At 45.6% G+C, this 14,494-nt stretch carries 13 protein-coding genes; 11 read left to right on the forward strand and 2 right to left on the reverse strand.

The features are described from left to right. Positions 1-19 precede the first annotated feature (19 nt). Genes OCW38_RS10790 through OCW38_RS10830 form a run of 9 tightly spaced genes read left to right on the forward strand, consistent with a single transcriptional unit; the run spans position 20 to position 8,249 of the window. A complete protein-coding gene (locus OCW38_RS10790) occupies positions 20-523 on the forward strand; it encodes an acyl-CoA thioesterase (protein ID WP_010439228.1) in 504 nt (167 codons plus the stop codon). Further along, positions 510-1,208 carry a LolA family protein gene (locus OCW38_RS10795; protein ID WP_010439226.1) on the forward strand — a complete coding sequence of 233 codons (699 nt, stop codon included), beginning with the start codon at positions 510-512 and terminating at the stop codon, positions 1,206-1,208. Before OCW38_RS10790 ends, OCW38_RS10795 begins: the two co-directional genes overlap by 14 nt. Then, entirely contained in the window at positions 1,180-3,552 is a 2,373-nt protein-coding gene (locus tag OCW38_RS10800) for an MMPL family transporter (protein WP_261894005.1), read from the forward strand. Before OCW38_RS10795 ends, OCW38_RS10800 begins: the two co-directional genes overlap by 29 nt. After that, complete coding sequence (locus OCW38_RS10805; protein WP_010439222.1) at positions 3,549-4,172, forward strand: DUF3261 domain-containing protein; 624 nt, start codon at positions 3,549-3,551, stop codon at positions 4,170-4,172. The genes OCW38_RS10800 and OCW38_RS10805 overlap by 4 nt, the downstream gene beginning before the upstream one ends. Before the next feature lie 5 nt (positions 4,173-4,177). Next, positions 4,178-5,377 carry a beta-ketoacyl-[acyl-carrier-protein] synthase family protein gene (locus OCW38_RS10810; protein WP_010439219.1) on the forward strand — a complete coding sequence of 400 codons (1,200 nt, stop codon included), beginning with the start codon at positions 4,178-4,180 and terminating at the stop codon, positions 5,375-5,377. Continuing rightward, positions 5,370-5,834: a hotdog family protein gene (locus tag OCW38_RS10815; protein WP_010439216.1), complete on the forward strand. Its 465-nt coding sequence runs from the start codon at positions 5,370-5,372 to the stop codon at positions 5,832-5,834. The genes OCW38_RS10810 and OCW38_RS10815 overlap by 8 nt, the downstream gene beginning before the upstream one ends. Beyond that, the gene (locus OCW38_RS10820; RefSeq protein WP_261894008.1) at positions 5,831-6,556 is read left to right on the forward strand and encodes a 3-ketoacyl-ACP reductase FabG2; all 726 of its coding nucleotides are present in this window, start codon (positions 5,831-5,833) and stop codon (positions 6,554-6,556) included. The genes OCW38_RS10815 and OCW38_RS10820 overlap by 4 nt, the downstream gene beginning before the upstream one ends. After that, the gene (locus OCW38_RS10825; protein ID WP_010439211.1) at positions 6,553-7,776 is read left to right on the forward strand and encodes a beta-ketoacyl-ACP synthase; all 1,224 of its coding nucleotides are present in this window, start codon (positions 6,553-6,555) and stop codon (positions 7,774-7,776) included. The genes OCW38_RS10820 and OCW38_RS10825 overlap by 4 nt, the downstream gene beginning before the upstream one ends. A gap of 8 nt (positions 7,777-7,784) precedes the next feature. After that, positions 7,785-8,249 carry an Sbal_3080 family lipoprotein gene (locus OCW38_RS10830; RefSeq protein WP_010439209.1) on the forward strand — a complete coding sequence of 155 codons (465 nt, stop codon included), beginning with the start codon at positions 7,785-7,787 and terminating at the stop codon, positions 8,247-8,249. A gap of 120 nt (positions 8,250-8,369) precedes the next feature. On the opposite strand, the gene gltX is transcribed toward OCW38_RS10830, so the two are convergent. Beyond that, complete coding sequence (gene gltX, locus OCW38_RS10835) at positions 8,370-9,797, reverse strand: glutamate--tRNA ligase (RefSeq protein ID WP_016767036.1); 1,428 nt, start codon at positions 9,795-9,797, stop codon at positions 8,370-8,372. Between the two features lie 331 nt (positions 9,798-10,128). Between gltX and OCW38_RS10840 the strand changes: the two genes are divergently transcribed. Together OCW38_RS10840 and OCW38_RS10845 are read left to right on the forward strand one after the other, a co-directional pair. Further along, complete coding sequence (locus OCW38_RS10840; RefSeq protein WP_261894011.1) at positions 10,129-12,912, forward strand: copper-translocating P-type ATPase; 2,784 nt, start codon at positions 10,129-10,131, stop codon at positions 12,910-12,912. Beyond that, the gene (locus OCW38_RS10845; RefSeq protein ID WP_102282693.1) at positions 12,902-13,342 is read left to right on the forward strand and encodes a DUF411 domain-containing protein; all 441 of its coding nucleotides are present in this window, start codon (positions 12,902-12,904) and stop codon (positions 13,340-13,342) included. Before OCW38_RS10840 ends, OCW38_RS10845 begins: the two co-directional genes overlap by 11 nt. Positions 13,343-13,603: 261 nt before the next feature. On the opposite strand, the gene OCW38_RS10850 is transcribed toward OCW38_RS10845, so the two are convergent. Next, complete coding sequence (locus tag OCW38_RS10850) at positions 13,604-14,296, reverse strand: oligogalacturonate-specific porin KdgM family protein (protein WP_010439198.1); 693 nt, start codon at positions 14,294-14,296, stop codon at positions 13,604-13,606. Positions 14,297-14,494: the final 198 nt, after the last annotated feature.

Consider the following 14,494-nt stretch of genomic DNA (forward strand, 5'->3'; position numbering starts at 1 on the left):
ATATTGTTGAGAGCGATTTATGTCTGAAATCCTTCATCCATTACAATCTGAGGTTACTTTAGTAACCTCATTCCAAGATGCCGATCCAATGGGCGTGATCTATCACGGTAATTACTTCCGATTTTTTGAAGAAGTAAGGCGCATCATGATGGATAAGATTGAGTACAACTATCATGAGATGAAGGATTCAGGCTACATGTGGCCGATCATCGACACGCGTGTAAAGTACATCAAAGCGATACCGTTTAATCATCAGATCAAGGTATCCGCTAAGTTAACTGAATGGGAAAACCGCTTGCGTGTTGACTACGAAATTCACGATGCCAACACAGGTGCTCGTATGACACGCGCTCACACCATGCAAGTTGCGGTAACCATTGAAGAGCAAGAGATGTGTTTTGCTTCGCCGAAAATATTTACCGATAAAGTTAAGCATTGGCACCAATTCGGTTGCTTACCTCTAGCTGCTGAACATAAATCTCAAGCCTCTAACAACCAACAGGTGAAACATGAGTCTGTTTAAACGCAGTCGCAAACACATTAGCATCGCGCTGCTAGGGCTTGCTTCTGTGATGGTAAGTGGCCTTACTACCGCTAATGAGAACACAACTAGCGTAACTTCTATTTCAGAACTGAAAACGGTGTTGAGCGCAAATAGTATTGTCCGTGGCGAGTTTACTCAAACACGCAATATGGAAATGTTTGCCCAACCTCTGACGTCACAAGGAACGTTTTTATTAGATAAGTCGAGTGGTTTACTTTGGACGCAAGCAACCCCGTTTCCTGTGAGCCTAGTGCTCACAGATAACAAACTGAGTCAAAGGTTTGCTGATCAACCTGCTAAGATAATTACTGACAAAGAAAACCCAATGGCATTTTATTTCAGCCATATCTTCTTGTCAGTATTCCACGGCGATACGCAAAAACTTCAAGAACAATTCTCTCTGTCATTTGAACCAGCGAACGAGCCAAGCTCAGATGAAAGTGCAAATAAAAGCACAGAGAGTGCGTCATGGACACTCACTCTAATACCAAAAAGTTCTCCAATGAATGCGGTGTTTGAAGCCATCACGCTGCAAGGACACAATGATATTGAGCGCATTGAGCTAAAGGAAATTCGTGGAGATAGCACAGTGATCGAATTTAGCCAGTTAAGCCATCTACCGGAAGTATTATCAGATGCTGAAGCGCAACAATTCCAATTCTAGCCTAGCCCTTGCTTGGCTTGTTGTCGTAATGCTATTTAGCGGATTGTTGATCAAACAATTCGCTTTTTCTTCGTCAGTACCCATTGAAAGCAACATCATGAAATTGCTGCCAGAAAACCAGCAAGACCCCATGGTAGAGCAAGCCTTTCAGCAAATATCTAGCTCGATGAGTGAGCAAGTGGTGTTTATCATAAGTGCCTCCGACGTCGAACAGGCTATGACAGCGACTGACGCTTTTGAAAAAAAACTTAACCAAAGAGCTTTCTCAAATCAGCCAACTCTGTTTAAGCAAGTTCAAGGCAAAATCAACGCCAGCACTCAAAGCCAGTGGAGCGATTTCTATTTTCGTCACCGAGCTCAACTTCTAACCCAACAACAAAAAGAGACGCTGACCTACTCGCCGGATTCGCGAGCTCAATATGTCATTCAATCTCTGTACAATCCGTTCTCAGGCGTCACTGCAGCAGAGCTATCTCTCGACCCATTTCTGCTATTTCGCGACTACATCAGTGCAGTTGGCGTTCAATCAAGCAACTTTGTTCTGAAAGAAGGCTACCTCACAGTCCAGTCTAATGAGCAAACTCATATTTTGGTGACTGCGACTCTGGCAGGTTCGCCTTATAGTTTAGCGATTCAAGAGCAGCTTCCAGATCTTGATTCAATTGAGCGCCAGATCGAAAAGCAGTTTGGTGTCAAAGTGCAGCATACCGGTGTGGTGTTCTACGCCAATTACGGTACCGAAAGTGCGAAATCAGAAATCAGCACCATTGGTTTGGGCTCATTGGTAGGTGTAATTTTATTGGTGTGGCTAACATTTCGTAGCGCCCTCCCACTTGCCTTATCCTTACTTTCAATCAGTAGCGGCTTATTGGTCGCGCTGGCAAGTACCGTCGCTATCTTCGGCAAGGTTCACCTGTTTAGTTTGGTGTTCGGTGCCAGCTTGATTGGCGTATCCATCGACTACTCCTTTCACTACCTGACTGATCGCTTGGCAGCAGGAAGCAAGTGGCAAAGCGACAAAGGCTTGAAACATATTATTGTTGCGATCACCTTGGGTCTGATCACCAGCTTGATTGGTTACCTAGGTCTGTTGGTGGCACCTTTCCCGGGTTTACAGCAACTTGCTCTTTTTTCGTCGATTGGACTGTTCGCCGCTTACGCCAGTGTGGTGTGTTGGTATCCGGTTTTAGCGGCAAAACCAAGCCAAGAACGCCCTCTTCCCTTGTCGAAGCTTTGGCATACTTGGTTAAGCCTGTGGAGCAACCAAAAATTTAGAATTGGCTTACCATTAATAGTGACTGTCGTTAGCTTGATGTCACTCAGCCAAATTCGCTACGACGACGATATTCGTCAACTTCAAGCGATGCCTAATCAACTCAAACAGCAAGAACAAGCCATTACTGAGATATCAGGATTAGGCAGTGGTCAAAGTATGCTTTTGGTGACTGCCAAGAGCGACCAAAAGCTACTCAAAAAACTGTCGGAAATCACCGCGAGCTTAGAATCTTTAATCGATAGCCAAGGTATCTCAGGATATCGCAGCATCAATCAGCAGTTGTTAAGTAAACAAGACCAGCATGATAACTATCAATTGGTTGAACAACTCTATCGCCAGCAAAGCCATATCTTACAGAACACGCTTGGTTGGCCTAGCTTTCCAGAATTACCTAAGTTCGAAGCAATCACAGTATCTAGATTTTTAGAATCACCGGTGTCAGAACCTGTTCGACCACTTTGGTTAAAACCTATCGATGGACAAGCGGCGTCAGTCATTTTGATCAAAGACGTTACAAACTCAGCACTGTTCTCTCAATGGCTCGATTCAAGCTTTGCTCAGCAACAAGGTGTTAAATACCTTAATAAAGCCGATGAAATCTCGTCGCTTTTTGCTGAATATAGAGTCAAGATCACCGAACTACTATTGATAGCATTGGTAGCAATTGGAATGGTTTTAGGTTGGCGCTACGGTGTGAAGCAAAGCCTATTAATGCTGTTGCCTTCATTGATTGCCGGAGTCGCAGGGCTAGCGGTCACGGGCATTTTAGGCTCGACACTGAATCTGTTTAACCTGCTTGGACTCATTCTAATTTTAGGGATTGGTATCGACTATACCCTGTTCTTTGCTGAGCAGAAAAAATCACTAAGCACCTTATTAGCGATTACCCTATCGGGTCTCACAACGTTGCTTTCATTTGGCTTATTGTCGCTAAGTCAGACTCATGCCATTCATAGCTTCGGTGTTACTGTTCTGACAGGGATCTTTGTCGCGTGGCTACTTTCGCCGCTCGCGATCAACAGTAGTAAAAACGTAGAACGACCAACCTCTCGAGAGGCTTTTCGATGAGCAAGATATATAAGATAACCTTCGCCACACTAGTGGGTATTCTACTCACTGCCTGTTCAATGGTTTCTCAGCAGCCGGCTGGCGCAAGTGTGTCTGTCGACAATGATACCGAATTAACCTTACCCTTGCCTTCTGAGCTTGAATTTTCATTTACGGCAAGTCAGTTGATTAGCGCAACCTGGCAAGACGAAACTCAACAACTTCCTGTCCAAGTTGAAGTGACACCAGATAAAGTGGTGCTAGCTGGTTTTTCATCTTGGGGCACTCGAATTTTGTCACTGCAGTACCAAGACCAAGTGATTGATACGCAAATTTTGTCTGGGCTTGGTGCAACTTTGCCACAACCGGAGCAGGTGCTATTCAATTTAATGCTGACTCTATGGCCAGTTGAAGCGTGGACTCAGCCTATGCAAAATATAGGTTGGCACATAGTCGATTCTAACAGTACAAGAACCGTGTTTGATAGCAGCCAACGAGCCATTATTCGTATCGAGTATCAAGCAAAAACTAATGAACCGAAGCTCTCTGGAAACATTGTTTTCAAGCATTTGGTCCAAGGCTACACCATCACCATACAAACGTTGAACTCAACGATTACTGATAACCCAAGTAAGAGCTGAACACTATGCCTATTTACATCCAAGATTGTGGTTTCCACTCGGCGCTAGGCTCGAGCGTTGCTGACATTCACGGCTGCCTCAAAGACATACGTAAATCCAATATGGTTGAAGTCAGTGATATGCTGAATGATGGCAAGTCGACTGTCATCGGTAAGGTGACTGGTGAACTGCCTGAAATCCCTCAGCACCTTGCCGAATACGCCACTCGCAACAATCAGTTAGCTTTATCGGCTCTTGAGCAAATCAAAGATTCTATCGAGCAAGCAAAGTCACAATTTGACGCAGATAGAATTGCTGTGATTATCGGCACAAGCACCTCGGGGATTTCTGATGGTGAAGCCGCTTTCAAACATAAATTGGTAAACGGTGAGTTTCCTGAGCACTATCACTACTCAAAACAAGAGCTAGGGAATACCTCTGAGTTTGTTAGTCAATATTGCTCATTAACAGGGCCAAGCTACGCAATCTCGACCGCTTGCTCGTCCAGTGGCCGTGTATTTCTGGCCGCTCAACGCTTGTTGGATTCAGGCATGGCTGATGCTGTGTTGGTTGGAGGTGTAGACACCTTGTGTAAGCTGACGCTCAATGGCTTTCATGGTCTGGAAGCACTTTCGACCACACATTGTCAGCCATTTAGTGCCTCTCGAAATGGCATCAACATCGGTGAAGCAGCGGCATTTATGTTGCTCAGTAAAACAAAAGTGAATGTCGCTGATACAAACCAGAATATACCTAGCATTGCTTTATTAGGCTGTGGTGATAGCTCTGATGCACACCACATTTCAGCGCCCCACCCTGAAGGAAATGGCGCAGAACAAGCTATGAGAAAAGCTTTATATTCTGCACAGTTACAAGCGGATGACATTGGTTACATCAATGCTCATGGCACCGCAACACCGCTCAATGACTCGATGGAAAGCAAAGCCATTCATCGTATTTTTGCAAACAAGGTTCCCGTTAGCTCAACCAAGCCGCTCACCGGGCATACTCTTGGCGCTGCAAGTGCGATAGAGGCTGCAATAGCATGGCATATTTTAAAATATGACTTACCGCTTCCCTTACAAAAATGTCAGGATAAAGCTGAGGATATTGAGATTGATTTGGTAAACTGTGCCCAGAAACTTAAAGTAAAGAACATCTTAAGTAACTCATTTGCTTTTGGTGGCAACAACATTAGCCTGATTTTTGGTGTAGTAAATGACTGATATCCCCTCTGTAGACCAACTTCTCCCACATGATGACCCGATGATATTAATCGATCGTGCCATCAGCGTAGAGGCGTTATCGATTCACTGCCAAGTGGATATTGGAGCACATAACCTGTTCTTTAACGCAGACACTCAAACCGTACCCGCTTATGTTGGTATCGAGTTTATGGCGCAGTCGGTTGCCGCGTGGTCTGGATACCACGCATTAAAAAACAGCACTACTCCCCCGATCGGCTTCTTGCTGGGTTCTCGCCGTTACAAGTCACTGTGTGATGAGTTCACTCAAGGTCAGACCCTTGATATCTACGCCGAGCAACTGATGGAAGACAGTGGCATGGCTGTGTTTACCGCCCGAGTCGAAGACCAAGGCGAATTGGTGGCTCAATGCCAACTTAATGTCTATGTGCCAACTGAACAAAAATTACAAGAAATGAAAACTAGGAGCCCATCATGACCCGTCAGGTTTTAGTCACTGGTGCCAGCAAAGGCATTGGTAAAGCGATCGCTATTCAACTCGCAAAAGACGGATTTGAAATCGCCGTTCATTACATGGGTGACAAGCAAGGTGCCGAAGACACATTAAAGTCGATCACTGAGCTCGGTGGTGCTGGACGTCTAATCCAATTTGATATCAGCAATCGCAGCGAATGTCGCGAAACTCTTGAGTCAGATATTGCCGAGCATGGCGCTTACTATGGTGTAGTAAACAACGCGGGTATTACTCGTGACACCGCATTTCCAGCCATGACGGAAGAAGAGTGGGACGGCGTTATCCATACCAACCTCGACAGCTTCTACAACATTCTTCACCCGTGCGTGATGCCTATGGTTCAAAAACGCAAAGGCGGTAGAATTGTTACTCTGGCTTCTGTATCCGGCATCATGGGTAACCGCGGTCAAACCAACTATGCAGCAGCAAAAGCGGGCGTGATTGGCGCAACTAAGTCTCTGGCTTTAGAGCTAGCGAAACGTAAAATCACAGTAAACTGTGTCGCTCCGGGTTTGATCGATACAGGTATGGTGGATGAGCATGTGAAAGATCATGCGCTTCCTCAAGTACCACTGCGCCGAATGGGTGAGCCGGAAGAAGTGGCAGGCCTAGTCAGCTACCTAATGTCTGATATTGCAGGCTACGTCACTCGCCAAGTGATTTCAGTCAATGGAGGCTTAGTATGACCCGCCGCGTTGTTGTAACTGGCATGTCTGGTGTTACCGCGTTTGGTAATGATTGGCAGCACATCGAACCAAAACTAAAAGCCTGTGAAAATGCCACTCAGTATATGCCAAGCTTTGAGCAGTATGATGGCCTCAACACTAAGCTAGCTGCGCCCATTGATGACTTCCAACTGCCTAAACACTATAAACGTAAGCAAGTACGTGGCATGGGCCGTGTATCGCGTCTAGCCACCGTTGCGACAGAAAATGCACTAGAGCAAGCAGGGCTGATTGGCCACGACATTTTGACCAATGGCGAAACAGGCATTGCTTACGGCTCTTCAACCGGCAGTACTGATGCTGTAGGCGCGTTTGGCGTAATGCTCAACGAGAAGTCGACACGAGCGATCACCGCAACAACTTACGTGCAAATGATGCCACACACCGCAGCGGTCAACGTAGGATTGTTCTTTGGCCTGCGCGGCCGCGTGATTCCCACCAGCAGTGCCTGTACTTCAGGAAGCCAAGCGATTGGTTACGCCTATGAAGCGATCAAACACGGCTACCAAACCGTAATGGTTGCCGGTGGTGGTGAAGAGCTATGCCCAACTGAGTCTGCTGTTTTCGATACCCTTTTTGCTACCAGTTTAAAAAACGACACGCCAGAAAAGTCCCCTAGTCCTTACGACAGCGAGCGCGATGGCTTAGTTATTGGTGAAGGTGCCGGCACGCTTGTTCTTGAAGAGTATGAACATGCCGTGGCTCGTGGTGCAAAGATCTACGCGGAGATCATCGGCTTTGCCAGCAACTGCGATGCTGCTCATGTGACCCAACCTCAGATGGAAACCATGCAAATCTGTATGGAAAAAGCTCTGAAAGATGCGCAACTTCCGGCAGAAAAAATTGGTTATGTTTCTGCGCACGGTACCGCCACTGAAAAAGGCGATATTGCAGAAAGTAATGCTACGGCGAACATTTTTGGCGAAGTGCCAATCAGTTCATTGAAAAGCTACTTTGGTCATACACTTGGTGCATGTGGTGCGATTGAAGCTTGGTTAAGCCTCGAAATGATGCATTCAGGTTGGTTCAGCCCAACATTGAACCTTGAGAACATCGACGAACGCTGCGGCAAGCTTGATTACATCACAGGATCTGGCCGTGAATTAAATGTTGAATACCTAATGAGCAATAACTTTGCCTTTGGCGGTATCAACACTTCAATCATCTTCAAAAAAATCTAGGATAGATAATGAAAAACTGGTTAGTTGTTGCTGTTGTCGTTTTGCTCGCAGGTTGTAGTGCCCCGAAGTATTCAGGAAATGCACTTCCTGAAGCAAATAACGTCGAAAATATCACTATCGTAGAAGATGTAAAAACACGCAGCATTTTCCTCGATTCCATGCTCGACTGGTGCCTGAACAATCAGGTGAAATGTAAAGTCGTTGCAGACGGTTCAGAACATAACCCAGAGGATATTACGCTTGATTACGTATCTCGCTGGAGTTGGGATTTCAGAACCTTTGTGGCAGACGCCAAGATCTCAGCTTATCAAGATCAACAGCGCGTAGGCAACGTAGAATTTAAGGCGCCCAATAGCGGCAATTTATCAAAGTTTGGCGACGATATCGAACGCATCAAAGCGATGATGGATATCTTGTTCGATAAAAAAACAGCGGCTCAAGCGACCCAACTGATTACTGACGACAAGCTATAACGATTCAACTCTAATCGACACTGTTCTAATCGACAAAGCTCTAAGCGACGAAGCTCAAGACAAATAAAAAGGGTCAGTAACCAAGTTACTGACCCTTTTTTAAATCTAGCAATCGCTCAATTAAGCGTTAGCTTCACGCTCAGCGATGAACTCAAGAGCCATCTTGATACGAGCGATTACGCGCTCTTTACCAACAAGCTCCATCACAGCATCAACAGAAGGAGACTGGCCACCGCCTGTTACTGCTACACGAAGTGGCATACCGATTTTACCCATGCCGATCTCTAGCTCTTCACATACCGCTGCAATTACACCATCTTTGATGTTTACAGTAGTGAAATCTTCAAGTGCTTCAACCTTAGCAAGAGCAAGTTCTAGTGGGCCTTTAGCAACACCACGTAGGTGCTTCTTAGCTGCGCCAGCTTCAAACTCAGAGAAATCTTCGTAGAAGTAACGAGACTGCTCAGCAAGTTCGATAAGCGTGTTACAACGCTCGCCAACTAGCTTGATCACTTCAGTGATCGCTGGGCCGTTTGTTGTATCGATCTTCTGTGCGTCTAGGTGCCATTGCAGGTATTTTGCAACGTACTCAGGCTCAGAAGTCTTGATGTAGTGGTTGTTCAACCAAAGTAGCTTTTCAGTGTTGAATGCAGATGCAGACTTGCTGATTGCTTTAAGGCTGAAGAACTCAATCATCTCTTCTTGAGAGAAGATCTCTTGGTCACCGTGAGACCAACCTAAACGAACTAGGTAGTTGTTCAGTGCATTTGGTAGGTAACCTTCATCGCGGTATTGCATTACAGAAACAGCACCGTGACGCTTAGAAAGTTTCGCACCGTCATCACCAAGAATCATTGCACAGTGAGCGAAAGTTGGAACTGGCGCGCCTAGTGCTTCGTAGATGTTGATTTGACGAGGTGTGTTGTTGATGTGATCTTCACCACGAACAACGTGTGTAATACCCATATCCCAGTCATCCACTACAACTACGAAGTTGTAAGTTGGAGCGCCGTCTGTACGACGAATGATTAGGTCATCAAGTTGGCTGTTAGAAATTTCAATGCGACCACGAATTTGGTCATCAAATACTACGCTGCCTTCTTTAGGGTTACGGAAACGGATAACGCACGCATCACCTTCTTTTGCTGCTTTGTTTGCTGCAACAATTTTAGGGTGGTTCGCATCGTAACGAGCCATTTCCTTGTTTTCTTCTTGCTCTGTACGAATTTCGTCAAGCAGTTCTTTAGACGCGTAACATTTGAATGCTTTGTCTTCAGCAAGTAGCTTATCAACCATTTCGTTGTAACGGTCAAAACGCTTAGATTGGTAGTAAGGACCTTCATCCCATTCCATACCCATCCATTGCATGCCTTCTAGAATTGCATCAACCGCTTCTTGAGAGTTACGCTCAAGGTCCGTGTCTTCGATACGTAGAACGAATTCACCACCTTGGTTCTTAGCGAATAGCCAAGAGTAAAGTGCAGTACGTGCACCACCAACGTGAAGATAGCCAGTTGGGCTAGGAGCAAAACGAGTTTTAACCGTCATTTAAATACCTTGATTATGTAGGTGATTCTTTTAGTGGGGTCTAATACAAAGTCTGTAATAGCCAAATATCACTAAATTTTGGGCGCTATTTTATCACCACCGCTTAAATCTACAATCAGTAGTGAATGATTAATGCGCGGATCTTGTGCGAAAGCCACTGTAGAAAGGCCAAATTCAGCTTCGATGTAGCAAATCTATAGTCTGAGCCAATAAATTATAGCCACGCTTTTCTTTAACTCCCGCTTATTTCACCAGCGTACCCCACCCATTAATATGCCACTAATATCAAATTCTTGAATTTATGTTTGACCTTACCCTTACGGGAAGGTTTATGTTAGGCGTAGATGAGAATTGGAGTATCGATATGAACCATTACACAACTGCGCTCAACGGCCTAAATTGCATGGGTTGTGCGAAGAAAGTTCGCACACTGTTTGGCGAAGTCGACAATACGACGATCAATGATATATCGCCGACATACATCGATATTTCGACTCCTTTTAGTTACGTTCAACTCAACGAAAAGTTAGCGACGCTTGGTTATAGCATGGGCAATAAACTACACCTTTCGTTATCCGGTCTTAGCTGCGGTAAGTGCGTGAGCAAGCTGACTCAAGCACTTGAACACACCGAGCAAATCTCAGACCTAGAAATCAGCAAACATGAATTGTCCTTGGTTACTCTGCTTTCAGAACCCGATCTTATTGAGCTGATCGAAAGCGTGGGTTATCACGCGGCTCCCTACACTGAAGTTAATGAGCCTTTATCTAATTCAGATTCAGAAGACGATAAAAAAACAGCGCCAGTGGAGCCGACACAAGATAAACCTGCTGCTAGCCAATATACCTATCACCTGGTTCTTGAGGGAATGACGTGTGCGAGTTGTGTTTCTTCGGTAGAGAAAGCGCTGAAAAAGAATGAGTTCGTCGACCAAGCTCAGATCAACCTCGCAGAGCAGACAGCCTTGGTCTTCACGTCTAAAAAACGTAACGTCATCGAGAACGCTCTCATAGAATCGGTGAAAAACGCAGGTTATGGTGCCGAGTTCGTTGATGACGCGGCAACTCAACAAAAAAAACAGCAAGAACAACAACTTTGTACTCAACAAGCCTTTCTTAGAAACTCAGTAAGTGCGCTGCTTATCGGTGCTCCGCTAATGGCTTGGGGCGTGTTCGGTGGCAGCATGACCATTGCCACGTTTAACGACCAACTGACTTGGGGCTTGGTTGGTGTCGTTTGTTTGATACTGCTTGCAACCTCAGGTCGCAGCTTCTTCACCAATGCTTGGCAATCTCTGATGCATAAACGTGCGACCATGGATACCTTGGTCGCTCTGGGTACAGGCGCAGCATGGTTCTATTCAATGTTGGTTGTTCTGATCCCATCGTGGTTCCCTGAAGCTTCTCGTCATGTCTATTTTGAAGCCAGCGCCATGATTGTTGGCCTTATTTCTTTGGGTCACTACATTGAAGCCAAAGCCAAAGCACGTACCACTAAGTCTTTACAGGCGCTGATAAACTTACAGCCTCAAAAAGCCGTGGTTATCGTCGATGGTAAAGAGCAAACTATCGCCGTAGAGGTCATCCAAGTCGGTATGCAAGTACGAGTGAAACCGGGAGAAAAAGTCCCTGTCGATGGTGTCGTGGTATCTGGCGAATCTTATATCGATGAGTCGATGCTGACTGGCGAGCCGCTTCCCAACGTTAAATCGATTAATGATGGCGTTTCGGCGGGCACCATTAATGGTGATGGCAGCCTGATCATTGAAGCGACCGGGATTGGCTCAAGCACCATGTTGGCTCGAATCATTCAGATGGTTCGCCAAGCACAAAGCAGCAAGCCTGCGATTGCGAAGCTTGCTGACTCTATTTCTGCTGTTTTCGTACCTGTTGTGGTCGCGATCGCAGCAACTGCTGCCTTAGTTTGGTTTTTGGTCGGCCCGCAACCCAGTGCAAGCTACATGCTTGTGGTATCGACTACCGTGCTGATCATCGCTTGTCCATGTGCCTTAGGCCTAGCAACGCCGCTCTCAATTACTGTAGGCGTTGGCAAAGCCGCTGAGTTTGGCGTTCTGATCAAAGATGCCGATGTGTTGCAATCTGCAAGCAAAATTGATGCTGTCGTGTTTGATAAAACAGGCACCCTAACCCAAGGTAAGCCAACCGTTCAGCAAGCCTTTTATGGCGATTTATCAAAGCAAGAACTGCTAGCGTACGCCTATTCGGTAGAGGTAGGGTCAGAGCATCCATTAGCCAAAGCCGTTTGCCAATATGCAGAGAGCTTACAAGTTTCAGCACTACCCCATAGTGATTTCGAAAATCAACGAGGGCTTGGCGTACAAGCAATAATTAACGGCAAAAACGTTCAAGTCGGCTCTCTAAAGTACCTCACCCAACTCGGCATTGACACTAAAATTGGCGCGGACTTTATCGAGCTTTGTCGTACACAAGCATGGACACCCATCTTCGTTGTAATCGATCAAAAACTGGAAGGTATATTTGGCATTTCAGACGCATTAAAAATAGATAGCAAACAAGCCATTGCTCAACTAAAATCCGCCGGAATTCACACCGTGCTATTAACAGGCGACAACGATTCTGTTGCTCAAGCGATAGGTAAAAGTGTCGGTATCGACGAGGTTATCTCGGAGGTGCTTCCAGAGCAGAAAGCTCAGCATATTGTTCAGCTTCAACAACAGTATAAGAGCGTAGCCATGGTCGGAGACGGGATTAACGACGCGCCCGCACTTGCTCAGGCGGATATAGGTATAGCAATGGGCAGCGGCAGCGATGTCGCGATTGAAAGTGCTCAAATGACGCTACTCAACTCGTCGCCCTTATCTGTCAGTAACGCGATAGAGCTGTCCCAAGCGACCGTGAGAAACATGAAGCAAAACCTCTTTGGTGCCTTCATCTATAACTCACTTGGTATTCCTATCGCGGCCGGTGTGCTCTACCCATTTTTCGGATTTCTACTAAGCCCAGTCGTTGCAGGCGCAGCGATGGCGATGTCGTCAATTACAGTAGTGAGCAATGCCAACAGGCTGAGATTGTTCAAGCCCACTCATTCTAATATCAATAAAAACCATATTCATGAGGTCAACCATGATTCGTAAAGTTATGACTCTTACAGCACTCGCTGCAATTTCAGGACAAGCTTTAGCTACTGATGTTCTAAACCACAAATCACCATACTGCGGTTGCTGCACAGAATGGACAGAACATATGCAAGATGCCGGGTTCGATGTTACAGAGAAGCTCCACGATGACATGAATCCAATCAAACAAAAGCTAGGTGTAACGCCAGAGCTTTCCTCTTGCCACACGGCAGAGATCGACGGTTACGTATTTGAAGGGCACATTCCAGCAGAAGACGTGAAGGCCTTTTTAGAAAACCCACCACGTAATGCGATTGGCTTGGCTGTTCCTGGTATGCCTATGGGCTCTCCGGGAATGGAGCATGACGATAAGAAAGACGAGTATTCTGTGTATGCGTTTAACGAGAAAGGTCAGGTGTTTGAATACCGTCATTACAATGGTAATTAGAGCGTAAATAAACCGACACACAGCAATATTTAAGAAGTTATAAAAATAGAGCCTAGCATTAAGCAAACCCAAGACTGTGGTTTACTTGCTAGGCTCTTTGCTTTTGGACAGTAAAGCAAATCTTATCGCAGCACTAACCGGGCTGTTAGTGCCGCTGTATTTTCGTCGCTAGTTTGCGAATACGCTATTTAACAAAAAGCTAATTAACGAAGAAGCTCACTTGGCCAATAATCTAATCGACTAAACAGCCAAGTGAATCAGCTAGAAGCCGTAAGAAGCACCGAATACGAAGGCGTTGTTCTGCTTAGAGTCGCCGTTTGCGAAATCTACACCGTTAGCTTGGCTACGGAACTCAAAGTAAGGTTGAACGCCTTGACGAGTCCATGTTGCACGTAACTCGTGGTCCATCGCTTCAGCATCAATCATGTATACGTTGTTGTAGCTAAGCGCTAGGTCAGCATTCACTGTGTAAGCAATGCGGTTATCCATGCGGTAGTCTGTGTCAGCATCAGCAGAAGTATCGTCAATGTGTGCACGAGTACGGTTACTAATAGAGATACCGTTATCGAAGTTGTAACCAATCTTAACTAGTGGACGGAACTGAATGCTCTCACCCGCAGAGAATAGGTGTTGGTAACCAGCAGCAACCCATAGGTTGTCAGTAATGTTGAAAGATTGCTCACCACCGACAGTGATGCCAGGAGTAGTATTACCTGCACCGCCATTTTCAGATTCAAGTTTACCCAGTTGGATGCCATCAAACTCAGAGTAAACCGTGAAGCCGCCTAGAGAGTTGTCAAACGTGTGACCAGCTTCTAGCGTAGAGGTCATGTCAGAACCGTGAATACGGCCATCGTCATGAATTTGGATGTTACCTGTTACGTAAGAAGAACCAGCAAAAGCACTAGAAGCGAAAGCAAGAGAAAGAGCACTTAGAGCGATAATTTTTTTCATAGTAAACTGCCTTAGTTTGATTTTTCAGCGGCATATCTTCGGTACATCATTCACCTTCACCGCTTGAGTAGTTGGTCGCCTCCCTGGCATGAAATCTATGTTGCTCGAATTAATTTGCGTTTCAAAATAAAAGAGTAGGCAGAGTGATCTCTCTCACTATCAAAAAACAACAACTTATTTAACAGATTAAAATCAGTT

It is taken from the genome of Vibrio cyclitrophicus, assembly GCF_024347435.1.
Taxonomy (GTDB): domain Bacteria; phylum Pseudomonadota; class Gammaproteobacteria; order Enterobacterales; family Vibrionaceae; genus Vibrio; species Vibrio cyclitrophicus.

Excerpts from the sequence above, each read along its gene's own strand:
- OCW38_RS10805 (WP_010439222.1), top strand. The coding sequence starts at position 3,549 with ATGAGCAAGATATATAAGATAACCTTCGCCACACTAGTGGGTATTCTA.
- OCW38_RS10850 (WP_010439198.1), bottom strand. The coding sequence starts at position 14,296 with ATGAAAAAAATTATCGCTCTAAGTGCTCTTTCTCTTGCTTTCGCTTCT.
- OCW38_RS10820 (WP_261894008.1), top strand. The coding sequence starts at position 5,831 with ATGACCCGTCAGGTTTTAGTCACTGGTGCCAGCAAAGGCATTGGTAAA.
- OCW38_RS10815 (WP_010439216.1), top strand. The coding sequence starts at position 5,370 with ATGACTGATATCCCCTCTGTAGACCAACTTCTCCCACATGATGACCCG.
- OCW38_RS10825 (WP_010439211.1), top strand. The coding sequence starts at position 6,553 with ATGACCCGCCGCGTTGTTGTAACTGGCATGTCTGGTGTTACCGCGTTT.
- OCW38_RS10810 (WP_010439219.1), top strand. The coding sequence starts at position 4,178 with ATGCCTATTTACATCCAAGATTGTGGTTTCCACTCGGCGCTAGGCTCG.
- OCW38_RS10800 (WP_261894005.1), top strand. The coding sequence starts at position 1,180 with ATGCTGAAGCGCAACAATTCCAATTCTAGCCTAGCCCTTGCTTGGCTT.
- OCW38_RS10795 (WP_010439226.1), top strand. The coding sequence starts at position 510 with ATGAGTCTGTTTAAACGCAGTCGCAAACACATTAGCATCGCGCTGCTA.
- OCW38_RS10830 (WP_010439209.1), top strand. The coding sequence starts at position 7,785 with ATGAAAAACTGGTTAGTTGTTGCTGTTGTCGTTTTGCTCGCAGGTTGT.
- OCW38_RS10840 (WP_261894011.1), top strand. The coding sequence starts at position 10,129 with ATGTTAGGCGTAGATGAGAATTGGAGTATCGATATGAACCATTACACA.
- OCW38_RS10790 (WP_010439228.1), top strand. The coding sequence starts at position 20 with ATGTCTGAAATCCTTCATCCATTACAATCTGAGGTTACTTTAGTAACC.
- gltX (WP_016767036.1), bottom strand. The coding sequence starts at position 9,797 with ATGACGGTTAAAACTCGTTTTGCTCCTAGCCCAACTGGCTATCTTCAC.
- OCW38_RS10845 (WP_102282693.1), top strand. The coding sequence starts at position 12,902 with ATGATTCGTAAAGTTATGACTCTTACAGCACTCGCTGCAATTTCAGGA.